The organism is Stutzerimonas azotifigens DSM 17556, assembly GCF_000425625.1.
GTDB lineage: Bacteria > Pseudomonadota > Gammaproteobacteria > Pseudomonadales > Pseudomonadaceae > Stutzerimonas > Stutzerimonas azotifigens.
Map to the genome: position 1 here is coordinate 66,460 of NZ_AUDU01000044.1, position 23,330 is coordinate 89,789.

Below are 23,330 nucleotides of genomic sequence, written 5' to 3' on the forward strand. Positions count from 1 at the left end.
GTCGAGGACTCGCCTTGGAGTCAAACGAAAAGCCGAGAGGCTGTCAATAGCGTCGGCGGGTGCCCCGAAGCGGCGCGCAGTGGGCATTTTTTGCACCTTTTTACGTGCTTCAGGCGGGCAGGCTGGGGCGGGGTGTTCGATGTTCTGCCAAGCGCTTGTCTAAAAAAATGAACAAGGCTACTCTCGAACAACCTCTCCAAAAAAGACGGTGCCTCATGCGTCGCGTGCCGCTGATAGGCGTTTGCGCCTGTACCAGGCAGATCGGTCACCATGTTTTCCACATCGCCGGCGACAAGTATCTGCGGGCTGCCGCCATCGCCGGAACGCCGCTGGTCATCCCGGCGCTCGGCAGCCTGATCGACAGCCAGGCCCTGCTCGACAGTCTAGACGGTCTGCTGCTGACCGGCTCGCCTTCCAACGTCGAACCCCATCGCTACCAGGGCTCCGCCAGCGAGGCCGGCACCCTGCACGACCCTGCCCGCGACGCGCTGACCCTGCCGCTGATCCGCGCCGCGGTAGCCGCCGGCGTGCCGCTGCTGGGCATCTGCCGCGGCTTCCAGGAAATGAACGTGTCCTACGGCGGCAGCCTGTACCAGAAGGTGCACGAGACCGGCCGTCACGCCGATCATCGCGAATCGCCGGACGACCCGGTGGAAATCCAGTACGGCCTGCGCCACCCGGTGCGGGTGCAGCCCGGCGGCTGGCTGCAGCGTTGCGGACTGCCGGTCGAGATCCAGGTGAACTCGGTGCACGGTCAGGGGGTCGAGCGTCTGGGCGAGGGGCTGCGCATCGAGGCGCTGGCACCCGACGGGCTGATCGAGGCCTTTTCCGTCGAGGGCGCCAGCCGTTTCGCCGTGGGCGTGCAATGGCACCCGGAGTGGCAGGTGCACGACCATCCGCACTATCTTGCCTTGTTCGAGGCATTCGCCGAGGCCTGCGCGGAGCGGGCCCGGCAACGTTGATCGCCGAAGGACCGGCGGTCGTTCCCCCAAACCGAGGTCATCATGACTACCAAGCTGGACCAGCTCACAGGCTGGCTGAAAGAACGCAAGATCACCGAAGTCGAGTGCCTGATCAGCGACCTGACCGGCATCGCCCGGGGCAAGATCTCGCCGACCAACAAGTTCCTGGACGAGAAGGGCATGCGCCTGCCGGAAAGCGTGCTGCTGCAGACCGTCACCGGCGACTACGTCGAGGACGAAATCTACTACGACCTGCTCGACCCGGCGGACATCGACATGTTCTGCCGCCCCGACCCGAACGCCGTGTTCCTCGTGCCCTGGGCCATCGAGCCCACCGCCATGGTGATCCACGACACCTTCGACAAGATGGGCAACCCCATCGCGCTGTCGCCGCGCAACATCCTCAAGAACGTGCTCAAGCTCTACGCCGACCGCGGCTGGCAGCCGATCGTCGCGCCGGAGATGGAGTTCTACCTGACCAAGCGCTGCGAGGACCCCGACCTGCCGCTGCAGGCCCCGGTGGGCCGTTCCGGCCGCCAGGAGACCGGCCGCCAGTCGTTCTCCATCGACGCGGCCAACGAATTCGACCCGCTGTTCGAGGACATGTACGACTGGTGCGAGGCGCAGGGCCTGGACCTGGATACCCTGATCCACGAGGAAGGCACGGCGCAGATGGAGATCAACTTCCGTCACGGCGAGGCGTTGCACCTGGCCGATCAGATCCTGGTGTTCAAGCGCACCATGCGTGAGGCGGCGCTCAAGCACAACGTGGCGGCCACCTTCATGGCCAAGCCGATGACCGGCGAGCCGGGCAGCGCCATGCATTTGCACCAGAGCGTGGTGGACCAGGTCACCGGACGCAACATCTTCTCCAGCGAGGACGGCTCCATGAGCGAGCTGTTCCTGCACCACGTCGGCGGCCTGCAGAAGTACATCCCCGAGCTGCTGCCGCTGTTCGCGCCGAACGTCAACTCGTTCCGCCGCTTCCTGCCCGATACCTCGGCGCCGGTGAACGTCGAGTGGGGCGAGGAAAACCGCACCGTGGGCCTGCGCGTGCCGGACTCGACGCCGCAGAACCGCCGGGTCGAGAACCGCCTCGCCGGGGCCGACGCCAACCCCTACCTGGCGATCGCCGCCAGCCTGCTGTGCGGCTACATCGGCATGATCGAGCAGCTGCCGCCGAGCCAGCCGGTGCGCGGGCGCGGCTACGAGCGGCGCAACCTGCGCCTGCCGCTGAACCTGGAAGCGGCGCTCGAACGGATGGAGACCTGCACCGCGCTGGAGCGCTACCTGAGCCCGAAATTCATCCGCGGCTACGTGGCGGTCAAGCGCGCCGAGCACGAGAACTTCAAGCGCGTGATCAGCTCCTGGGAGCGCGAGTTCCTGATGCTGTCGGTGTAGGCGGAAAAGCCGATAAAGGCGCTGGAGGCTGGAAGGCTGGACGAAAAGGCAGCCGTGGGGTGGATGGCGCTTCTTTCATCCACCTGTGAGCTCGCAAGAATAATTCGGAGATGAACGATGAGTGATTCGCAGACCCTTCAATGGCAGGCGCTCGGGCGCGACCACCACCTGCCGCCGTTCACCGACTACAAGGCGCTGAACGCCAAGGGCACGCGCATCATCACCCGGGCCGAGGGCGTCTACCTGTGGGACAGCGAAGGCCACCGCATCCTCGATGCGATGGCCGGGCTGTGGTGCGTCAACGTCGGCTACGGGCGCGAGGAGCTGGTGGAGGCGGCCAGCCGGCAGATGCGCGAGCTGCCGTACTACAACCTGTTCTTCCAGACCGCCCACCCGCCGGCGCTGGCGCTGGCCAAGGCCATCGCCGACATCGCCCCGCAGGGGATGAACCACGTGTTCTTCACCGGTTCGGGGTCCGAGGCCAACGACACCGTGCTGCGGATGGTGCGCCATTATTGGGCGATCAAGGGCAGGCCTGAGAAAAAAGTGATCATCGGCCGCTGGAACGGCTACCACGGCTCCACCGTCGCCGGCGTCAGCCTCGGCGGGATGAAGGCGATGCACGGGCAGGGCGACCTGCCCATCCCCGGCATCGAGCACATCGACCAGCCCTACTGGTACGGCGAGGGCGCCGACAGCGATCCGGAGGCGTTCGGCATCCGCATCGCCGACCAGCTGGAGCAGAAGATCCTCGAACTGGGCGAGGAGCGCGTCGCCGCCTTCATCGCCGAACCGATCCAGGGCGCCGGCGGCGTGATCATCCCGCCGGACAGCTATTGGCCGCGCGTGCGCGAGATCCTCGCCAGGTACGACATCCTGTTCGTCGCCGACGAGGTCATCTGCGGCTTCGGCCGCACCGGCGAGTGGTTCGGCAGCGACTACTACGGCAACGCCCCGGACCTGATGCCGATCGCCAAGGGCCTGACCTCCGGCTACATCCCCATGGGCGGCGTGATCGTCCGTGACGAGGTGGTCGAAACCCTCAACGAGGGCGGCGAGTTCTACCACGGCTTCACCTACTCCGGGCACCCGGTGGCCGCCGCCGTGGCGCTGGAGAACCTGCGCCTGCTGAGGGAAGAAGGCATCGTCGAGCGGGTGAAGGCGAAAACGGCGCCATATTTGCAAGCACGCTGGCGTGAACTGGCGGAGCACCCGCTGGTTGGCGAGGCACGGGGCGTCGGCATGGTCGGCGCGCTGGAACTGGTGAAGAACAAGAGGACGCGCGAGCGTTTCGCGGAGCCCGGCATCGGCATGCTCTGCCGCGAGCACTGCTTCCGCAACGGGCTGGTCATGCGGGCGGTCGGCGACACCATGATCATCTCCCCGCCGCTGGTGATCAGCGAGGCGGAGATCGACGAACTGATCGCCAAGGCACGTCAGTGCCTGGACGCGACGGCGCGGGACGTTCTGTGATCGCTCCCGTCCGGCGCTGCGAGCCCCCGCCCAGGCCGCTGGCGGGACGGGGCTCGCACGCTGGCGGCGGGCTGTTAAAACCGTTTCGAAATTGCCAGACTTCGCGGGTGCGCTCGCCCGGGCCGACGGTGCCCGGACGCCGGCGCACGCCCGAACGAATCGGACCTCGGAACCCGCGCGGCGTCGCGCCGCCTCGAGGGCCTGTCACTGCCCCAAATAATAGAGACGACAACAGGAGCTGCACGGATGAAACCCTTTGCCAAGACCCTACTCGCCTTGACGCTGGCCGGCGCTGTCGCCGGGGTGGCCCAGGCTCAGGAAAAGGTGCTGCACGTTTACAACTGGTCCGATTACATCGCCGAAGACACCCTGGACAACTTCACCAAGGAAACCGGCATCAAGGTCGTCTACGACGTGTTCGACAGCAACGAGGTGCTGGAAGCCAAGCTGCTGTCCGGCGGTTCGGGCTATGACGTGGTAGTGCCGTCCAACCCGTTCCTTGCCAAGCAGATCAAGGCGGGCGTGTTCCAGAAGCTCGACAAGTCCAAGCTGAGCAACTGGGACAACCTCGACAAGGACCTGCTCAAAGCGCTCGACTCCAGCGATCCGGGCAACCAGTACTCGATTCCCTACATGTGGGGCACCATCGGCATCGGCTACAACGTCGACAAAGTCAAGGCCGTGCTCGGCGACGATGCGCCGGTCGACTCCTGGGACCTGGTGTTCAAGCCGGAGAACATCGAGAAGCTCAAGTCCTGCGGCGTGACCTTCCTCGACTCCCCGACCGAGATCATCCCCGCGGCCCTGCACTACCTGGGCTATGCCCCGGACAGCGGCAAGGCGGACGAGCTGAAGAAGGCCGAGGAGCTGTTCCTGCAGATCCGCCCGCACGTGGCCTACTTCCATTCCTCCAAGTACATCTCCGACCTGGCCAACGGCAACGTCTGCGTGACCATCGGCTATTCGGGCGACATCTACCAGGCCAAGTCCCGCGCCGAAGAGGCCGGCAACGGCGTGAACGTCGGCTACCAGATTCCGAAGGAAGGCGCCGGCAGCTTCTTCGACATGCTGGCCATCCCCGCCGACGCCAAGAATCCCGAAGCCGCGCACGTGTTCCTGAACTACCTGCTCGAGCCCCAGGTAATGGCCGAGATCACCAACTACGTGCAGTTCCCCAACGGCAATGCCGCAGCCACCCCGCTGATCGACGAGGCGATCCGCACCGACCCGGGCATCTACCCGAGCCAGGACGTGCTGCAGAAGCTCTATACCTTCCCGGACCTGGATCCGAAGACCCAGCGCGCCATGACCCGCAGCTGGACCAAGATCAAATCCGGCCGCTGACTGGTGCCGCGACCGGTCGGGTGTGACCGACCGGTCGCCATTCGCCCCGGCCCGCTGCGGCGGCCCCTGTTTTTCCCGGCGCGAGCATCGGATCGCTCGCGCCTGTTGATTTTTCGAGGTTTTTACAATAAACAGGCGCGCCTTTTGCCCGCTGGGCAGTGAGTGGCCTGGAACCAGAGGACAATTCCCATGCGCTCGACTCTCAAGACGCTGATCGTCGCCGCCACCGTCGCGGCCGCTGCCCAGGCGCAGGCCCAATCCAGCGTGCACATCTACAACTGGTCGGACTACATCGGCGAGGACACCCTGGCGCAGTTCGAGCAGGCCACCGGGATCAAGCCGGTCTACGACGTCTTCGATTCGAACGAAACCCTGGAAGGCAAGCTGCTCGCCGGGCGCAGCGGCTACGACGTGGTGGTGCCGTCGAACCATTTCCTCGGCAAGCAGATCAAGGCCGGCGCCTTCCAGAAGCTCGACAAGTCCAAGCTGCCGAACTGGGAAAACCTCGACCCGGCGCTGCTCGAGCAGCTCGAGCGCAACGACCCGGGCAACCTCTACGCGGCGCCCTACCTGTGGGGCACCAACGGCATCGGCTACAACGTGGAGAAGGTCAAGGATGCGCTTGGCGTGGACGAGATCGATTCCTGGGCCGTGCTGTTCGAGCCGGAGAATATGAAGAAGCTCGCCAGCTGCGGCGTGGCCTTCCTCGACTCGGCCGACGAGATGCTCCCGGCGGTGCTGAACTACCTCGGGCTGGACCCGAACAGCCAGAATTCCGAAGACTACGAGAAGGCCGAGGCCAAGCTGCTCGCGGTGCGCCCGTACGTCCGCTACTTCCACTCGTCCAAGTACATTTCCGACCTCGCCAACGGCAACATCTGCGTCGCCGCCGGCTTCTCCGGCGACGTGTTCCAGGCCGCCGCGCGGGCCGAGGAAGCCGGGCGCGGCATCGAGATCGCCTATGCGATCCCGAAGGAGGGCGCCAACCTCTGGTTCGACATGCTGGCGATCCCGGCCGACGCGGCCAATCCGGACCAGGCGCACGCCTTCATCAACTACCTGCTCGACCCGCAGGTGATCGCCGCGGTGAGCGATTACGTCGGCTACGCCAATCCGAACCCGAAGGCCGGCGAGCTGATGGACCCCGAGGTGCGCAACGATCCGTCGGTATACCCGTCTCAGGAGGTCATCGACCGGCTGTACGTGTCGGCGGAACTGCCGCCGAAGGTCCAGCGCCTGATGACCCGTAGCTGGACCAAGATCAAGTCCGGCACCTAGCAGTCGAGCCCGGCGCGCCCCGGCAGCAGGACCGCGGCGCACGGGCTCGATGATTTTTTCCGTTCATAGGGGAGCTTGCGCATGGCCGTTGCCTCCAGCGCCTACAAGAAAGCCGTCACCGGCGAGAGCAAGACCAAGCAGGTGCTGCTGAAGATCGACCGTGTCACCAAGAAGTTCGACGAAACCGTCGCGGTCGACGACGTGTCCCTGAGCATCCACCAGGGCGAGATCTTCGCGCTGCTGGGTGGCTCCGGTTCGGGCAAGTCGACGCTGCTGCGCATGCTTGCCGGCTTCGAGCGGCCCACCGACGGCCGCATCTTCCTCGACGGCCAGGACATCACCGACCTGCCGCCGTACGAGCGGCCGATCAACATGATGTTCCAGTCCTATGCGCTGTTCCCGCACATGACGGTGGCCCAGAACATCGCCTTCGGCCTCAAGCAGGACGGCCTGCCCAAGGCCGAGGTCGAGGCGCGCGTGGAGGAGATGCTCAAGCTGGTGCAGATGGCCCAGTATGCCAAGCGCAAGCCGCACCAGCTGTCCGGTGGCCAGCGCCAGCGCGTGGCGCTGGCCCGCTCGTTGGCCAAGCGTCCCAAGCTACTGCTGCTCGACGAGCCGATGGGGGCGCTGGACAAGAAGCTGCGCTCGCAGATGCAGCTGGAACTGGTGCAGATCATCGAGCGCGTCGGGGTGACCTGCGTGATGGTCACCCACGACCAGGAAGAGGCCATGACCATGGCCGAACGCATCGCCATCATGCATCTGGGCTGGATCGCGCAGGTCGGCAGCCCGATGGACATCTACGAGACGCCCGCCAGTCGCCTGGTGTGCGAGTTCATCGGCAACGTCAACCTGTTCGACGGCGAGCTGATCGAGGACGTGGAAGACCACGCGGTGATCGCCTGCCCGGAACTGGAGCAGCCGATCTATGTCGGCCACGGCATCAGCACCCGCGCGCAGGACAAACGCATCACCTACGCGCTGCGCCCGGAGAAGGTGATCATCGGCACCGAGCTGCCGGAGCTGCAACGCCCCGGCTACAACTGCGCCCAGGGCGTGGTGCACGACATCGCCTATCTCGGCGGGCATTCGATCTACTACGTCAGGCTGCCGTCCGGAAAGATCGTCCAGGCGTTTCTCGCCAACGCCGAACGGCACGTGAAATGGCCGACCTGGGAAGAGGAGGTGTACGTGTACTGGTGGGACGACAGCGGCGTGGTGCTGCAGGCATGAACCGGTCCCGGCTGAACAGCGGGCGCCGGCTGGTCATCGGCGTACCCTTCGTCTGGCTGTTCCTGTTCTTCATGCTGCCGTTCTTCATCGTGCTGAAGATCAGCTTCGCCGAAGCGGACGTGGCCATCCCGCCCTACACCGAGATCGTCAGCTACGCCGAGCAGCAGCTGCAGGTGGTGCTCAACCTGGGCAACTACTTGTTCCTCACCGAGGACGAGCTGTACCTGGCCGCCTATCTCGGCTCGCTGAAGATCGCGCTGATCAGCACGCTGCTCTGCCTACTGATCGGCTACCCGATGGCCTACGCCATCGCCCGGGCGCGCAAAGACCTGCAGACTGTCCTGCTGCTGCTGATCATGATGCCGACCTGGACCGCGATCCTGATTCGCGTCTACGCCTGGATGGGCATTCTCAGCAGTAACGGCATCCTCAACGAGTTCCTACTCGGCATCGGCCTGATCGACCAGCCGCTGCGCATCCTCAACACCGACGTCGCGGTGTACATCGGCATCGTGTACTCGTATCTCCCGTTCATGGTGCTGCCGCTGTACGCCAACCTGGTCAAGCACGACCTCAGCCTGCTGGAGGCGGCCGCCGACCTCGGCGCGCGCAATCTGGCGAGTTTCTGGAAGATCACCGTGCCGCTTTCGAAGAACGGCATCATCGCCGGCTGCATGCTGGTGTTCATCCCGGCGGTCGGCGAGTTCGTCATCCCCGAGCTGCTCGGCGGCCCCGAGACGCTGATGATCGGCAAGGTGCTGTGGCAGGAATTCTTCAACAACCGCGACTGGCCGGTGGCCTCGGCGCTGGCGGTGGTGATGCTGGCGATCCTGATCGTGCCGATCATCCTGTTCAACCGGAACCAAGCGAAGGCGCTGGAGGGCAAGCCATGAGACGCCCGAGTTTCTCTACGCTGATCCTGGTGCTCGGGCTGGTGTTCATCTACCTGCCGATGGTCCTGCTGGTCATCTACTCGTTCAACGCCTCGCGGCTAGTGACGGTCTGGGGCGGCTGGTCGGTGAAGTGGTACGTCGGCCTGCTGGACAACAGCCAACTGATGGGCGCGGTGGCGCGCTCGCTGGAAATCGCCTTCTACACCGCGATCGCCGCCACCGCTCTGGGCACCATGGCCGCCTTCGTGCTGACGCGGATTCCTCGCTTTCGCGGGCGCACCTTCTTCGGCGGGTTGGTCACCGCGCCGCTGGTGATGCCGGAAGTGATCACCGGTCTGTCGCTGCTGCTGCTGTTCGTGGCCATGGCGCAGTTGATCGGTTGGCCGGCGCAGCGCGGACTGACCACCATCTGGATCGCCCACACCACGTTCTGCGCGTCCTACGTGGCGGTGGTGGTGTCGGCGCGCCTGCGCGAGCTCGACCTGTCGATCGAGGAGGCGGCGATGGACTTGGGGGCGCGTCCGTGGAAGGTATTCGTGCTGATCACCATCCCGATGATCGCGCCGTCGCTGATGGCTGGCGCGATGATGTCCTTCGCCCTGTCGCTCGACGACCTGGTGCTGGCGAGCTTCGTCTCGGGTCCCGGGGCCACCACCTTACCGATGGAGATCTTCTCTGCCGTGCGCCTGGGTGTGAAGCCGGAAATCAACGCGGTGGCCAGCCTGATCCTGCTGGCCGTCTCCCTGTTCACCTTCCTCGCCTGGTACTTCACGCGGCGCGCCGACAAGCGTCGTAGCCGTGCGATGCAGCAGGCGCTGGAGGAAGCCGGCGAGGCGGGCCTGGACAAGCCGCTGGTGGCGCCGCCGGCGCACAGCTGACCCACCGCGCTCCCGGAGAGGGACGGGCTTATCCGGGCGCCGGAGTCTGGCGTGCGTCGCCTGGCGGGTGCCGGCCCCAGTCGCAGAAGCAGCCGACGGCCAGCGAGTGCGTGGCCTCGACGCGGCGTCCGGCGAGCAGCGCCTCGAGGATCGGCTCGATGAAGCTGTTGCCCGAGTTGCACACGGCGCCCTCGCTGTACGGGCCGACGTAGGCCAGGCGGCCGCTGGCGTCCCAGATGGCGGCCGCCGGGCTGGCCGGCAGCTGCTCGGCGCCCGGCAGCGTGGCCAGCGGCTGCAGGCCGGCCAGCTGCTCGGGGAGCTGGCCCTGGGTGCCGGGCGCCTGCAGCACGTAGAAACTGACGCTGCGGCCGTAGCGCTGCATCAGTTCGGCCAGGTGTTGCTGGTTGCCGGTGTTGCAGGGGCAGGCCGGGTCCCAGAAGTGCACCATGCGCACCGGTCCTGGGCCGGCCAGCTGCGCCGGCAGGGCCAGCGCATCGCCGGAAAACAGCGCGCTGCGTTCGTCGAACGGGCGCAGGTAGCGCGCCTCGAACCACCAGAAGGCGGCGAGCAGGGCCGCGGCCCAGAGCAGGACGATCAGGCCGGCAAGCAGGTGTTTGGCGCGGATGGACATGGCGGCACTCGCGGGGAGGGTGGGCAAGCTTGCCACGGCCCGGCGCAGAGCTGAACATCGCATCCAGCCCAGCGAAGAAATCACCATGGTCGCCGCAATCGATCCCGAACTGCTCCGCCCCCGCCTTGCCTGCCTGTCCGAAGCCGGTGCGCTGCTGCCCGAGGCGCGCGCCTACCAGGCCTACTACGGCCTGGACATGGCCCATCGCGCCGGCGTGCACAGCCGCCTCGGGCGCTTCCAGGTGCGCGACTACGATCTGGTCGCACAGGCCTGGTGGCACGATGGCGCGCGCGCCAGCCTGCTGGTCCTGCATGGCTATTACGACCACATGGGCCTCTACCGGCACGTGGTCGAGTGGGGCCTGGAAATGGGCTTCGCCGTGCTCGCCTGCGATCTGCCGGGGCACGGCCTGTCCTCCGGGCCGCGCGCCAGCATCAACGAGTTCGACGAGTACCAGCAGGTGCTCGGGGCGCTGCTGCAGGAAGCCGAACGGCTGGATCTGCCGGAACCCTGGCACCTGCTGGGCCAGAGCACCGGCGGCGCCATTCTCATCGACCACCTGCTCAACGGCGCGGCGCACGCCCGGCTCGGCCGGAGCATCCTGCTCGCCCCGCTGGTGCGTCCGCGCGCCTGGGGCTGGTCGCGGATCAGCTACGAGCTGGCCCGGCATTTCGTCCAGCAGATTCCCCGGAGCTTCAGCGAGAACTCCGGCGATACCCAGTTCCTCGACTTCATCCGCACCCGGGATCCGCTGCAGCCGGTCATCCTGCCGACCGCCTGGGTCGGTGCCCTGGCGCGCTGGATCCCGCGCATCGAACGCGCGCCGGGCTGCGTTCATCGGCCGATCGTCATCCAGGGCGAGGCGGACATGACCGTGGACTGGCGACATAACCTGCCGGTGCTGGAGCGCAAGTTCGACCAGCCGGAGATACTCCGGCTGCCCGATGCGCGGCACCACCTGGCGAACGAGCGCGAGGAACTGCGCCGCGCCTTCTTCGACTTCCTGCGCGAACGGCTGGGGTAGCGAGCGCGCCCCGCCGCCTCAGATCCCCTGCTGGCCCGCTCCGGGCGGCGGGGCCGCCAGGGCCGCACGCAAGGCCTGCAGTGCGGCACGGTAATAGCTCTGGCCGTCCTCGGACTGGGCGAACTGTACGTATTCCTCGAGTTCGGCATCGGACAGGTCGCGATAGACGTGCATGAGCGTGTCGTCCACCTGGCCCTCCATCTGGCGCATCAGGCGCTCGCGCTGCTCGTCGAGCAGGGTGTTGGCCTGGGCCCCGCCGAGGATGCCCGGCAGCATCTGGCTGAGGCTGTCGGCAGCGACGCCGGCGAGCGCCAGGCTCACCTCGGCGCCGGCTTCGGTCACCGGGATCGCCTGGGCGAGATGGCGGATCAGCAGCTGCCGCGTGCTGCCCGCCGGGCTCGCCGGAAGCCCGCCGGCGTGCTGGCGCAGCTCGGCCGGGCTGGTGGCGCGCACCTCGGCCTCGACGATCTTGCGCCCCAGGGGTGACTCGTAGAATGCCAGGGCCGGCTGCGGTTCCGGCAGGTGCTGGCGCAGCGCCTGCACCGCCCGCTGGTCCATCGCCTGGGGTGCGAAACGCTGATCGCTGTTGCGCACCAGCGCCTCGAACACCGCCGGCGGCAGGGTCGAACGGTAGCGGGCCTGGGCGGTAACCAGCGCCTCGCCGAAATGGGCTCGCTGGCGCGACCAGCCGGCGCTCTCGTAGAGCGTCTGGTAGGCATCGGCGAAGGCGGTGAGGCTGAAGCTGAGCAGCAGGAAGGCGAGAAGGGCGCGCATGGGGGCTCCTGTTCGACGGCGGAATATTTTCGGCGCCCCGATGGCTGCTTGTCGAGGCGCGAATGCGGCGCTGCTAGACTCTGCGAACGGCCCGGCGGCAGTCCTGCGCGCCCCGGCCGGCCCCTTCTCCGGAGCTCCTTCCTTGTACTTCACAGCCCTTATCGACGACCTGGCCGAGCGTGGCTGGTCCTTGCAGCGTGGTGTCATTCCTACCGATGTGACCGCCGAACTGGCCGCCGAGTGCCGGAGCCGCGAGGTCCAGGGCGCACTGAGCCCGGCCGGCATCGGCCGCGGCGACGCGCTGGCGGTACGCGAAGGCATCCGCGGCGACCAGATCCTCTGGCTGGAACCCGGCCAGTCGCCGGCCTGCGACCGCTACCTGGCGCTGATGGATGAACTGCGGGTCACGCTCAACCAGACCCTGTTTCTCGGCCTCGAGGAGTTCGAGTGCCATTTCGCCTTTTATCCGCCGGGCGCCTTCTACAAGACCCATCTCGACCGCTTCCGTGACGACGACAGGCGGGCGGTCAGCGTGGTGCTGTACCTGAACGAGGTCTGGGAGGAAGGCGACGGCGGCGAGCTGCGCCTGCACCTTGCAGGGCAGGCTCCGGTGGACGTCACGCCGCTGGCCGGCACCCTGGCGGTGTTTCTCTCCGGCGAGGTGCCGCACGAGGTGCTGCCGACCCGGCGCGACCGGCTGTCGCTGACCGGCTGGTTCAAGCGCCGGGCCCTGGTCGGGGGCTGAGCGCAGGCAAAAAAAAGCCCGGCGCAAGGCCGGGCTTCTGAGCGGGTCGACTGCGGGCTACATGCCCAGCCAGTTCGGCAGGGCGAGCGATACCGCGGGGATGTAGGTGATGATGATCAGGAAGCCGATCAGCATCATCAGCCACGGCAGCGCGGCGCGGATCACCTGTGGCACGGTCATGCCGGTCACTGCCGAGGTGACGAACAGATTCAGGCCCACCGGCGGAGTGATCAGGCCGATCTCCATGTTCACCACCATGATCACGCCGAGGTGGATCGGGTCGATGCCCAGCTCCATGGCGATCGGGAACAGGATGGGAGCCAGGATCAGGATGATCGCCGAGGGCTCCATGAAGGCGCCGGCGACCAGCAGCACGATGTTCACCACGAGCAGGAACATCCACGGCTGGAAGCCTGCCTCGATGACCCAGGCGGTGATCTGCTGCGGGATCTGCTCGGTGGTCAGCACATGGGCGAACAGCATCGCGTTGGCGATGATGAACATCAGCATGATCGACAGCTTGCCGGATTCCAGCAGGACCTTCGGCGTCTCCCTGAGCGTCATGTCCTTGTAGACGAACAGCGCGATGAAGGCCGAGTAGACCGCCGCCACGGCCGCCGCTTCGGTCGGGGTGAACATGCCGGAATAGATGCCGCCGAGGATGATCACCATCAGCAGCAGGCCCCAGAGCGCCTTGCGCCCGGCCGACAGCCACTGGCGGAAGCTCGCCCGCGGCAAGGCCGGCAGGTTCTTCTTCACCGCGATGATGTAGATCGCCACCATCAGCACGCCGCCGAGCAGCAGGCCGGGGACCACGCCGGCCATGAACAGCTTGCCGACCGAGGTCTCGGTCGCAGCGGCGTAGACCACCATCACCACCGACGGCGGGATGAGGATGCCCAGCGTACCGGCGTTACAGACGATGCCGGCGCCGAAGGCCTGCGGGTAGCCGGAACGGACCATGCCGGCAATGGCGATCGAGCCGACCGCCGCCACCGTCGCCGGGCTGGAGCCGGAGAGCGCGGCGAACAGCATGCACGCCAGTACCGCACCGATCGCCAGGCCGCCACGGATGTGGCCGACGCAGGCGTTGGCGAAATCGATCAGGCGACGGGCCACGCCGCCGGTGGTCATGAAGGCACCGGCCAGAAGGAAGAACGGAATGGCCAGCAGCGTGTAGTGCTCGCTGGTTTCGAACAGCTTGATCGCCAGCGAGCGGACCGAATCGGGGCTGAACAGGATGATGGTCATCGAGCCGGCCAGGCCGAGCGAAATGGCGATCGGCACGCCGATGAACATGAGGGCGAACAGGACGACGAACAGGAACAGGATGGTCATTTTATTTTTGCTCCTCGTGCTCGGTCAGCTTCACGGCTTCCGCCGCTTCGTCCGCCAGGCCAAGGCCGGTTTGCTGGTTACGCAGGATGCGCACGAAGATTTCCAGGAAGCGTATGAACACCAGGGTGAAGCCGAGCGGCACGATCAGACCGATCTGCCACTGCTTGATGCCGAAGTGACCGAGGTCCTCGGCGCCGATGTTGGCGTTGAACAGGGTCTTGATCCAGTCGTAGCTGCCGATCGCCATCAGGCCGGCGTAACCGAGGCAGGCCAGGCAGGCGATGATGCCGATCACGCGCTGTACCGGGCGCGAGGCCAGCTTGACCAGCGCATCCACGCCGATGTGGCCGGCGGTGCGTACGCCGTAGGAGATCCCGAAGAAGATCAGCCAGGCGAACAGGGCGCGGGTCAGCGCAGTGCTCCAGGTCATGGACTGGGCCAGGCCGATGATGAAATCGCCGATGTTGAAGAAGAAGTCCTCGGCTGCCGGAAAGGTGTCAGCCAGGCTGTAGAAGACCGTGTAGAGGTTGTTGAGGATGACGTAGACGAAGGTGACCAACGTCATCGCCGCAAGCAGGAAGGCGACGAATCCTTCCTCGAAATGGTCCCAGGCGCGCCGCAGGGCGTTCATGGATGGCATCTCCCGTTGACTGGAATTGTTATGAGGCACCGGTGAGGTGCCGGGGAACCGGCCTTCCGGCCGGTAACAGGACAATGAAAACAGCCGGTCGCCCTCGGCAAGCTGCGGTTTTCACTGCCCTGTCGGCAAAACCATGCGAAGCAGCAAGGGGCCAGTGTAGACCAGCCCCCTGCGAGGGTCTTACTGGGCGTTGGACGCCTCGGCGGCCTTGATCAGGTCGGCACCGATCTCGCCCTCGAACTTCTTCCACACCGGCTTCATGGCTTCACGCCACAGGCCGCGCTGCTCGGGAGTCAGGGTGATGACCTCGGTGGTGCCGGCGTCCAGGATGCGCTGCTTGTCGCCCTGGTTCAGCTCGTCGGCCTTCTGGTTAACCACCGTGGTGACTTCCGCAAGGATGCTCTCCAGCTCGCTACGCACGTCGGCCGGCAGGCCTTCCCAGAACTGGGTGTTGGTGATCAGCATGTAGTCGAGCAGGCCGTGGTTGGACTCGGTGATGTACTTCTGTACCTCGTGCATCTTCTGCGAATAGATGTTCGAGTAGGGGTTCTCGGCACCGTTGACCACGCCGGTCTGCAGGCCCTGGTAGACCTCGGCGAAGCTCATCTTGCGCGGGTTGGCGCGCAGCGCCTTGAACTGCTCGTCCAGCACCGCGGAAGCCTGTACGCGGAACTTCAGGCCGCGGGCGTCCTTCGGCTCGCGCAGCGGCTTGTTGGCCGACAGCTGCTTCATGCCGTTGTGCCAGTAGCCCAGGCCGGTGATGTTCTTGTCGCGCATTGAATTCAGCAGCGCCAGACCTTCGGGACTCTTCTGGAAGCGGTCCACCGCCTCGATGTCGTCGAACAGGAACGGCAGGTCGAACACCTGAACGCCCTTGGAATAGTGCTCGAACTTGGCGAGCGACGGCGCGATCAGCTGGACGTCGCCGAGCAGCAGGGCTTCCATCTCCTTGCCGTCACCGAACAGCGAGGAGTTTGGATAGACCTCGACCCGCACCTTGCCGGCCAGACGCTCTTCGGCGAGCTTCTTGAACAGCAGCGCGCCCTGGCCCTTTGGGGTGTTGTCGGCGACGACATGGGAGAACTTGATGACGATCGGGTCGGCGGCCTGGGCCAGACCCGCAAGGCTGAGAGACAGGGCGCAGACCAGCGCCTTGGCGGTGAGCTTGAGCATTGTGCTTCCTCTTGTTGTGCAGCCGCGACCCTGCGGCTCGGCAGTATTTACCCGGACCGAGCATGCCGGCCAATGACCAGGCATGCTGCGGTGAGTGCCGGGGGCTAGAGCAAGGCGCGTGCCACTTCCCTGCGGCCATCCGGCGTGTGCCAGGGTTTTAGCACTACGATGTGAACTGCGGAAAGCGCCGGGGTGGCGTGCGTGCGGAACTGCGGGCGAGTTCACGGCAAATTCGCCCGGACCGGGCGCGAAGCGTTTGGTGGCGGACCGCAGCGGCGGCTCGAGGGGCTTGCGAAACCCCGAGTGCCCCTCGTTTCAGCGAATTGCTGGCGAAAAGCCGCCACTCACTCGCCGTCTTCGGGCGAAAATCCGCCACTTTCGTTGAAATTCAGGCCGTGCCGCCGGAGCTTATCGTGGAGGGTCTTGCGGGGCAGCCCGAGCGCCTCGGCGACGCTGCGCAGCGAGCCGTGGGGGCGGGCCAGCTCGGCGGCGATCAATGCCCGCTCGAACGCCTCGACCTGCTCGCCCAGACTGCCGCCGACGAGCTCCTGCAGACCGCCGTCGGCCTCGGTGGCCTGCCGGCCGAGTCCCAGGTCGAGGCCGAGGGCGAAGCGCTCGGCGGCGTTCTGCAGCTCGCGCACGTTGCCCGGCCAGTCGTGACGCAGCAGGGCCCCGCGCTGTTCGGGCAGCAGCACGCGGACGGGCAGCCCGTGGCGGGCCGCCGCCGCCTCGGCGAAGTGCTGGAACAGCAGCAACTGGTCGTCGCCGCGTTCGCGCAGCGGCGGGATGCGCAGCGGGGCGACGTTCAGCCGGTAATAAAGGTCCGGCCGGAAGCGGCCCTGGTCGGCGGCCTGGCGCAGGTCCTCCTTGGTCGCCGCGATCACCCGGATATCCAGCGGAATCGACTGGTTGCCGCCGAGGCGCTCGACCAGGCGTTCCTGCAGCAGGCGCAGCAGCTTGACCTGCACCTCCAGGCTCATGCTCTCGATCTCGTCGAGGAACAGGGTGCCGCCGTTGGCGAACTCGAACTTGCCGATGCGGCGCTTCTGCGCGCCGGTGAAGGCGCCGGCCTCGTGGCCGAACAGTTCGCTCTCGACCACCGATTCGGCCAGCGCGCCGGCGTTGATCGCGACGAAGGGGCCGTTGCGCCGGCTGGACAGGTCGTGCAGGGCGCGGGCGACCACCTCCTTGCCGGCGCCCGTCTCGCCGAGGATCAGCACGTCGGCCTGGGTGGCGGCCAGCGCGCCGATCTGTTCGCGCAGCCGCTGCATGGGCGGCGACTGGCCGAGCAGGCGCGCCGACAGCTCCTGGCGGTCGGCCAGCGCCAGGCGCAGGCTGCGGTTCTCCAGCACCAGGCGGCGCAGCGACAGGGCGCGGCGCACGCGCTCGAGCAGCGCCTCGCTGGGGAAGGGCTTCTCGAGAAAATCGTAGGCGCCCGAGCGCATGGCTTCGACCGCCAGCGGCACGTCGCCGTGGCCGGTGATCAGCAGCACCGGCAGCTCCGTGTCGCGCTCCTGCAGGCGCCGTAGCAGTTCGAGGCCGTCGACGCCGGGCATGCGGATGTCGCTGACCACCACGCCGGGCCAGTCCGCCGGCAGCTGGTCGGCGAGGGTGCGTGCGTCGGCCAGGGCGACGACCTTCAGGCCGGCGAGATCGAGCGTCTGGCTCAGGGCCTGCCGCAGGTGCGGATCGTCATCGACCAGCACCACCTGGGCCTGGTCGTCGATCGGGAGCACGGCGCTCATTGCAGGTAATCCTCGTTTGGAAAGGCTCTGCCCTGGTCCGCCCAGCGCAGCGTCAGGCTGACCAGCGCGCCGCCGTCGGGGTGGTTGCCGAGCGAAAGTTCTCCGCCCAGGGCGCGGATCAGGGTATCGCAGATCGCCAGCCCCAGCCCAAGGCCCTGGGCGCTGGTCTTGGTGGTGAAGAAGGGCTCGCGCGCGCGGCCCAGCGCCTCGGCGGAAAAGCCCGGCCCATTGTCGTGTAGGGACAGGGTGACGCCCTCCTCGTGCTGGCTGGCACTGAGCCTGATACGGCGCGGCAGCGGGCGTTCGGCCAGGGCGTCGAGCGCATTGGCGAGCAGGTTGGACAGCACCTGGCGCAGGCGGGTCTCGCCGGCCTGCACCCACAAGGTGGCGTCGGGAAGGTCGCGGATCAGTTCCACGCCCATGGCCTGGCGGCGCTTGGCCAGCAGTGCGAGCGCGTCGTCGATCGCCGGCTGCAGGGCGACGCGCTCGGGAGCATGCCGGTCGCGCCGGGCGAAGGCGCGCAGGTGGGCGATGATCGAGGCCATGCGCCCGGTCAGCTCGCTGATCAACTGCAGGTTGGCGCGCGCGTCCTCGTTGCGCTGGTGGTCGAGCAGCACGCGGGCGTTGTCGGCATAGCTGCGGATGGCCGCCAGCGGCTGGTTGAGTTCGTGGCTGATGCTGGCCGACATGGTGCCCAGCGCGGAAAGCTTGCCGGCCTGCAGCAGCTCGTCCTGGGCGCGGACCAGTTCCTGCTGCGCGTGCTCGCGCTCGAGCACTTCGTCCTTGAGGCGTTCGTTGAGCGCCTGCAGGTCCTGGGTACGCGCCTGTACGCGCTGCTCCAGGTCTTGGCGGGCCTTGGCCTCCATGGCGATGCGGTCGACGAAGTGCCGGCGCCGCTGCATCAGCAGGCCGACCCAGAGCAGCAGGGCGACCAGCACGGTCGCGCCGATGGCGACCACGGTCCGCACCGGACGCTCCACCTGCGTGGTGGGCGCGAGGATGCGCACCGTCCAGCCGGTCTCCTTCAGCTCCCGGCTCTGGATCAGCCAGGCGGTGAGGTCGAGCGTCAGGTCCTTCGTTTCCCGTGTCGGATAGGGCTGGTCGAACGCCAGTTGTTCGCGTTCCTCGGCGTCCATCGCCCGGGTGGCGCGAAACCGCCACTCGGGCTTGGAGGTGAGGATGACCACGCCGTAGTGGTCGGTCACCAGCAGCTGGGCGGGGGTGTTGCCCCACAACATCTCGGTGTGGTCGAGATCGATCTTGACCACCACCACGCCGATGATGCGGTTGCCGTCGCGTACCGCCGAGGCGAAATAGTAGCCGCGTTTGCCGGAGGTGGTGCCGAGCCCGAAGAAGCGGCCGAGCCGCCCGGCGAGCGCCTGGCGGAAGTAGGGGCGGAAGGCGAAGTTGCGGCCGACGAAGCTGTCGGCGTCGTCCCAGTTGGACGCTGCCAGCGTGTCGCCGCCCGGCTCCATGAGGTAGATGACGTCGGCGCCGGTCTCGTGCCGCAGACGCTTGAGCAGGCGGTTGGCGCTGTCGCGGGCGCGGGGCTCGTCGGCGGCGTAAAGGGCCTCGCGCAAGGCCGGCAGGTCGCCGAGGATGCGTGGCAGCACTTCGTAGCGCCTGAGCGAGCCGAGCAGGTTCGCCACGTAGAGGTCGAGCGTCTGCCGGTTCTGCTCGAGCAGTTCGTTGGTGTAGTAGCGCGTGGCGAGTTGTTCGAGCGGCCACAGCAGCGGGACGAGCACGATCGCCAGCAGGACCAGGTTGCGCCAGCGCGGACGACGGGGAATGAATGGTGGAGTCATGCGGGTACGCCGTTGGGACGGGCGCATTATGCCTATTCGCAGGCGGGAGGTGGGCCCGGTCGGCGAACGGTCGTCAGGCGCTGCGTCGGCAGCGGCGGGGTCGCGGCCTGTCCGTTGCCAGGCTGCAGGGAGTGCCGAGGCATTCGGCGAGGGCCGCGTCCCATTCCGGCAGCCGCAGGCCCCAGTCCGCTACCAGGCGACTGCAGTCGAGGCGCGAGTTCAGCGGCCGCATGGCGAGCGTGGGGTATTCGGCGCTGCCGATGGGTGTGAGCCGGCTGGTCGCATGACCCCGCTGCTGCAGGTCGCCGGCGATCTGGCTGGCGAAGCCGAACCAGGAGGTCTCGCCACGGGCGGTCAGGTGATAGAGGCCGAAGGGCCCTCCGGTGCCGTCGCGCAGACGGTGAATCATGTGGGCGGTGGCCAGGGCGATGGTGCGCGCCCAGGTGGGGGCGCCGATCTCGTCGCAGACCACCGACAGGCCGTCGCGCTCGAGCAGCAGGCGCTGCATGGTGAGCAGGAAGTTGTGTCCGTGCTGCGAGTAGACCCAGCTGGTCCGCAGGATCAGGTGCGCTCCGCCGACCGCCTGGATCGCCTGCTCCCCGGCGAGCTTGCTGGCACCGTAGACGTTGAGCGGGTTGGGGGCGTCGCCCTCGTCGTAGCGCCCGTCCCGGCATCCGTCGAAGACGTAGTCGGTGGAGTAGTGGACCAGCGCAATGCCCAGGCGGGCGGCTTCCTCGGCCAGCACGCCGGGCCCCGCCGCGTTGATCGCGAAGGCCTGCGCGCGTTCGGTCTCGGCGCGGTCGACGGCGGTATAGGCGGCGGCATTGACGATCAGCTCCGGCTGCAGCCGGCGCACGGTGTCGCGGATGAGCGGGGCGTCGGCCAGGTCGAGCGCCTCGTGTCCGAGCGCGACGACCTCATGGTCGACCAGCGCTTGCTGCAGGGCCTGCGCCAGCTGTCCATGCCTGCCGACGAGCAGGATGTTCAAGCGAACAGTTCCGCTTCGGCGAGCGGCTTTCCTGCCGCGTCCTTGGCCGAGAGCGTCGGTGCCTGCCCGGCCTCCAGGGGCCAGTCGACGCCGAGCTGCGGATCGTTCCACAGCAGGCTGCGTTCATGAGCAGGGGCATAATAGTCGGTGGTCTTGTAGAGGAACTCGGCGCTTTCGCTGAGCACCAGGAAGCCGTGCGCGAAGCCCTCGGGAATCCACAGCTGGCGCTGGTTTTCCGCGCTCAGCCGCACGCCGACCCAGCGGCCGAAGCTCGGCGAGCTGCGCCGCAGATCGACCGCGACGTCGAACACCTCGCCCGCAACCACCCGCACGAGCTTCCCCTGGGGTTGCTGGATCTGGTAGTGCAGCCCGCGCAGCACGCCGCGCTGCGATTTCGAGTGGTTGTCCTGGACGAAGTTGCGCTTGAGTTCGGTGGCCTCTTCGAAAGCCGCCGCGTTGAAGCTTTCGTAAAAGAAGCCGCGCGCGTCGCCGAAGACCTTCGGCTCGAGGATGAGCACGTCAGGAATGGCGGTCTCCACCACCTTCATGGCTTCTCTCCCACCAGCCCGAAGAGGTACTGGCCGTACCCGGTCTTGCCGAGGGCGTCGGCGCGCTGCAGGACCTGCTCGCGGTCGATCCAGCGGTTCTGGTAGGCGATCTCCTCCAGGCAGGCGACCTTCAGCCCCTGGCGGTGCTCGATCGTCTGCACGTACTGGGAGGCCTCCAGCAGGCTGTCGTGGGTGCCGGTGTCGAGCCAGGCGAAGCCCCGGCCGAAGCGCTCGACGCGCAGGTCGCCGCGCTTGAGGTAGGCGTTGTTGACGTCGGTGATCTCCAGCTCGCCGCGCGGCGAGGGCTTGATCGACTTGGCGATCTCGATCACGTCATTGTCATAGAAGTACAGCCCGGTGACCGCATAGCTCGATTTCGGCTGCCTGGGCTTTTCCTCGATCGACAGCGCCTTGCCGTGCTCGTCGAAATCGATGACGCCGAAGCGTTCCGGATCCTTGACCCAGTAGCCGAACACCGTGGCCCCGTTCGGCTGCTGCGAGGCGCGCTGCAGTTTCTCGGTGAAGTGCTGGCCGTGGAAGATGTTGTCGCCGAGGATCAGGCACACGGCATCGTTGCCGATGAACTGCTCGCCGATCAGGAAGGCCTGTGCCAGCCCGTCCGGCGAGGGCTGCTCGGCATAGCTGAACTGCACGCCGAACTGGCTGCCATCGCCGAGCAGGTTGCGGTACTGCGGCAGGTCGTGCGGGGTGGAAATGATCAGGATCTCGCGGATGCCGGCGAGCATCAGCACCGAGATCGGGTAATAGGCCATCGGTTTGTCGTAGATGGGCAGCAGCTGCTTGGAGACGCCCAGGGTGATGGGATGCAGGCGTGTGCCCGAGCCGCCGGCGAGGACGATTCCTTTCATGCGATGTTCTCCAGGGCGCCGAGGCGCTCACGTTGGTAGCTGCCGTCCTGAACGCGGCGGCACCATTCGAGGTTTTCCAGGTACCAGGCGACGGTCTTGCGCAGCCCGGTTTCGAAGGTTTCCTGCGGCACCCAGCCCAGCTCGCGCTCGATCTTGCCGGCATCGATGGCGTAGCGCAGGTCGTGCCCGGGGCGATCCTTGACGAAGGTGATGAGGTCTTCGTAGCGGGCGACGCCCTGCGGCTTGCCGGGCGCCAGTTCCTCGAGCAGCGCGCAGATGCCGCGCACCACGTCGATGTTCTTCTGCTCGTTGTGGCCGCCGATGTTGTAGGTCTCGCCGACATTGCCTTCGCTGACCACCTTCAGCAGCGCGCGGGCGTGATCCTCGACGAACAGCCAGTCGCGGATCTGCGAGCCGTCGCCGTAGACCGGCAGCGGCTTGCCGTCCAGTGCGTTGAGGATGACCAGCGGAATCAGCTTCTCCGGGAAATGGAAGGGGCCGTAGTTGTTGGAGCAGTTGGTGACCAGCACCGGCAGCCCGTAGGTGCGATGCCAGGCGCGGACCAGGTGGTCGGAAGAGGCCTTGCTCGCCGAATAGGGCGAGCTCGGGGCGTAGGGGGTGGTCTCGGTGAACAGGTCATCGACGCCGTGCAGGTCGCCGTACACCTCGTCGGTCGAGATATGGTGGAAGCGGAAGCTGGCACGGCGCGGCTCGGGCAGGGTCTGCCAGTAATGGCGCGCGGCCTCGAGCAACTGGTAGGTGCCGACGATGTTGGTCTGGATGAAGGCTGCCGGACCGTCGATCGAACGGTCCACGTGGGATTCGGCCGCCAAATGCATGATGGCATCGGGCTGGAACTCGAGCAGCGCCTCGCTCACTCGTTCGCGATCGGCAATGTCGGCCTGGATGAACTGGTAGCGCGGGCTGCCTTCGACCTCGGCCAGGGACTCAAGGTTGCCGGCGTAGGTCAGCTTGTCGAGATTGAGGACGTGGTGGTCGGTATCGAGAATGAGGTGGCGAACGAGGGCGGAGCCGATGAATCCGGCTCCGCCGGTAACGAGAATGCGCATGTCGATTTGCTTCCTTGGCGCGCCGTGAGCAGCAGGCTCTTAGCATGTCGGCACGATAGACCGTTGGCGATTTGGAAAATTCCGCCATTCGTCCCGAGGTCGGAACTCGCTGCGTGCCTGCCAATGGTAATGCCGGTTGACCTATATATGTAGGCGAAACAGGGCGAATGACGTGGAAGAAGAAAGCAAAAAGAGAGACGAACGGCTGCTTGACATGGATTATGGGCGCTGTATGATTCGCCTCCCGCTGCCGAGGGCGTTGTTCGGTAGGTAGCGGGCAAGCGGTTGAGTAGAAAAGAGATTTTCGAAAAAGCGCTTGACGGCAAGAAAGGCTGCTGTAGAATGCGCGGCCTCGGTTGAGACGAAAGGCTTGATCGAAACGCTCTTTAACAACTGAATCAAGCAATTCGTGTGGGTGCTTGTGAGGTAAGACTGGTAGTCGCAGATTATCAGCATCACAAAGCAACACTCGTTAATTCGAGAGTTACTCTTTTTCGAAAGAGATTTGCGATTGCTGA

21 protein-coding genes and 1 pseudogene are annotated in these 23,330 nt (G+C 66.5%); 10 read left to right on the top strand and 12 right to left on the bottom strand.

What is annotated here, in order from left to right; all coding sequences use genetic code 11:
• Nucleotides 1–215 precede the first annotated feature (215 nt).
• The 8 genes from H610_RS0104635 (at nucleotide 216) to H610_RS0104670 (ending at nucleotide 9,462) form a co-directional block, all read left to right on the top strand.
• Nucleotides 216–962, top strand: coding sequence for a gamma-glutamyl-gamma-aminobutyrate hydrolase family protein (locus tag H610_RS0104635; RefSeq protein WP_028238597.1), 747 nt, complete (start codon nucleotides 216–218; stop codon nucleotides 960–962).
• A gap of 42 nt (nucleotides 963–1,004) precedes the next feature.
• The gene (locus tag H610_RS0104640) at nucleotides 1,005–2,363 is read left to right on the top strand and encodes a glutamine synthetase family protein (protein WP_028238598.1); all 1,359 of its coding nucleotides are present in this window, start codon (nucleotides 1,005–1,007) and stop codon (nucleotides 2,361–2,363) included.
• 117 nt (nucleotides 2,364–2,480) lie between these two features.
• Nucleotides 2,481–3,836, top strand: a complete 1,356-nt coding sequence (locus H610_RS0104645; protein ID WP_028238599.1) for an aspartate aminotransferase family protein — start codon at nucleotides 2,481–2,483, stop codon at nucleotides 3,834–3,836.
• 246 nt (nucleotides 3,837–4,082) lie between these two features.
• Nucleotides 4,083–5,180, top strand: coding sequence for a polyamine ABC transporter substrate-binding protein (locus H610_RS0104650; protein WP_028238600.1), 1,098 nt, complete (start codon nucleotides 4,083–4,085; stop codon nucleotides 5,178–5,180).
• A 189-nt stretch (nucleotides 5,181–5,369) separates the two neighbouring features.
• Nucleotides 5,370–6,458, top strand: a complete 1,089-nt coding sequence (locus H610_RS0104655; protein WP_028238601.1) for a polyamine ABC transporter substrate-binding protein — start codon at nucleotides 5,370–5,372, stop codon at nucleotides 6,456–6,458.
• 81 nt (nucleotides 6,459–6,539) lie between these two features.
• Complete coding sequence (potA, locus tag H610_RS0104660) at nucleotides 6,540–7,691, top strand: polyamine ABC transporter ATP-binding protein (RefSeq protein WP_028238602.1); 1,152 nt, start codon at nucleotides 6,540–6,542, stop codon at nucleotides 7,689–7,691.
• Complete coding sequence (locus tag H610_RS0104665) at nucleotides 7,688–8,584, top strand: ABC transporter permease subunit (RefSeq protein WP_028238603.1); 897 nt, start codon at nucleotides 7,688–7,690, stop codon at nucleotides 8,582–8,584. The genes potA and H610_RS0104665 overlap by 4 nt, the downstream gene beginning before the upstream one ends.
• Nucleotides 8,581–9,462 (top strand): ABC transporter permease subunit, encoded by an 882-nt coding sequence (locus H610_RS0104670; protein WP_028238604.1) that lies wholly within the window; start codon nucleotides 8,581–8,583, stop codon nucleotides 9,460–9,462. Before H610_RS0104665 ends, H610_RS0104670 begins: the two co-directional genes overlap by 4 nt.
• Before the next feature lie 28 nt (nucleotides 9,463–9,490).
• Here the strand turns inward: H610_RS0104670 and H610_RS23255 are convergent, their stop codons facing one another.
• Nucleotides 9,491–10,093 carry a DUF6436 domain-containing protein gene (locus H610_RS23255; RefSeq protein ID WP_051231503.1) on the bottom strand — a complete coding sequence of 201 codons (603 nt, stop codon included), beginning with the start codon at nucleotides 10,091–10,093 and terminating at the stop codon, nucleotides 9,491–9,493.
• Between the two features lie 85 nt (nucleotides 10,094–10,178).
• On the opposite strand from H610_RS23255, the gene H610_RS0104680 reads away from it, so the two are divergent.
• Nucleotides 10,179–11,117, top strand: coding sequence for a phospholipase BipL (locus H610_RS0104680; protein WP_028238605.1), 939 nt, complete (start codon nucleotides 10,179–10,181; stop codon nucleotides 11,115–11,117).
• A gap of 18 nt (nucleotides 11,118–11,135) precedes the next feature.
• On the opposite strand, the gene H610_RS0104685 is transcribed toward H610_RS0104680, so the two are convergent.
• A complete protein-coding gene (locus tag H610_RS0104685; protein ID WP_028238606.1) occupies nucleotides 11,136–11,891 on the bottom strand; it encodes a DUF2059 domain-containing protein in 756 nt (251 codons plus the stop codon).
• Nucleotides 11,892–12,033: 142 nt separating this feature from the next.
• On the opposite strand from H610_RS0104685, the gene H610_RS0104690 reads away from it, so the two are divergent.
• A complete protein-coding gene (locus tag H610_RS0104690; protein ID WP_028238607.1) occupies nucleotides 12,034–12,636 on the top strand; it encodes a 2OG-Fe(II) oxygenase in 603 nt (200 codons plus the stop codon).
• 57 nt (nucleotides 12,637–12,693) lie between these two features.
• Here the strand turns inward: H610_RS0104690 and dctM are convergent, their stop codons facing one another.
• The 10 genes and pseudogenes from dctM to H610_RS25910 form a co-directional block, all read right to left on the bottom strand.
• A complete protein-coding gene (dctM, locus tag H610_RS0104695) occupies nucleotides 12,694–13,974 on the bottom strand; it encodes a C4-dicarboxylate TRAP transporter large permease protein DctM (RefSeq protein WP_028238608.1) in 1,281 nt (426 codons plus the stop codon).
• A gap of 1 nt (nucleotide 13,975) precedes the next feature.
• On the bottom strand, nucleotides 13,976–14,605 hold the full coding sequence (locus tag H610_RS0104700) for a TRAP transporter small permease (protein WP_028238609.1): 630 nt from the start codon (nucleotides 14,603–14,605) through the stop codon (nucleotides 13,976–13,978).
• Between the two features lie 189 nt (nucleotides 14,606–14,794).
• Nucleotides 14,795–15,787: a C4-dicarboxylate TRAP substrate-binding protein DctP gene (dctP, locus tag H610_RS0104705; RefSeq protein WP_028238610.1), complete on the bottom strand. Its 993-nt coding sequence runs from the start codon at nucleotides 15,785–15,787 to the stop codon at nucleotides 14,795–14,797.
• Between the two features lie 344 nt (nucleotides 15,788–16,131).
• Nucleotides 16,132–17,532, bottom strand: a complete 1,401-nt coding sequence (locus H610_RS0104710; protein WP_028238611.1) for a sigma-54-dependent transcriptional regulator — start codon at nucleotides 17,530–17,532, stop codon at nucleotides 16,132–16,134.
• Nucleotides 17,529–19,337 carry a sensor histidine kinase gene (locus tag H610_RS0104715; protein WP_028238612.1) on the bottom strand — a complete coding sequence of 603 codons (1,809 nt, stop codon included), beginning with the start codon at nucleotides 19,335–19,337 and terminating at the stop codon, nucleotides 17,529–17,531. Before H610_RS0104715 ends, H610_RS0104710 begins: the two co-directional genes overlap by 4 nt.
• 73 nt (nucleotides 19,338–19,410) lie before the next feature.
• A complete protein-coding gene (gene rfbD, locus H610_RS23260) occupies nucleotides 19,411–20,325 on the bottom strand; it encodes a dTDP-4-dehydrorhamnose reductase (RefSeq protein ID WP_051231505.1) in 915 nt (304 codons plus the stop codon).
• Entirely contained in the window at nucleotides 20,322–20,873 is a 552-nt protein-coding gene (gene rfbC / locus H610_RS0104725; protein WP_028238613.1) for a dTDP-4-dehydrorhamnose 3,5-epimerase, read from the bottom strand. Before rfbC ends, rfbD begins: the two co-directional genes overlap by 4 nt.
• On the bottom strand, nucleotides 20,870–21,742 hold the full coding sequence (gene rfbA, locus H610_RS0104730; RefSeq protein WP_028238614.1) for a glucose-1-phosphate thymidylyltransferase RfbA: 873 nt from the start codon (nucleotides 21,740–21,742) through the stop codon (nucleotides 20,870–20,872). The genes rfbC and rfbA overlap by 4 nt, the downstream gene beginning before the upstream one ends.
• The gene (gene rfbB / locus H610_RS0104735; protein WP_028238615.1) at nucleotides 21,739–22,812 is read right to left on the bottom strand and encodes a dTDP-glucose 4,6-dehydratase; all 1,074 of its coding nucleotides are present in this window, start codon (nucleotides 22,810–22,812) and stop codon (nucleotides 21,739–21,741) included. Before rfbB ends, rfbA begins: the two co-directional genes overlap by 4 nt.
• Before the next feature lie 219 nt (nucleotides 22,813–23,031).
• Nucleotides 23,032–23,330 (bottom strand): annotated as a pseudogene (locus H610_RS25910) (hypothetical protein); the annotation flags it as partial.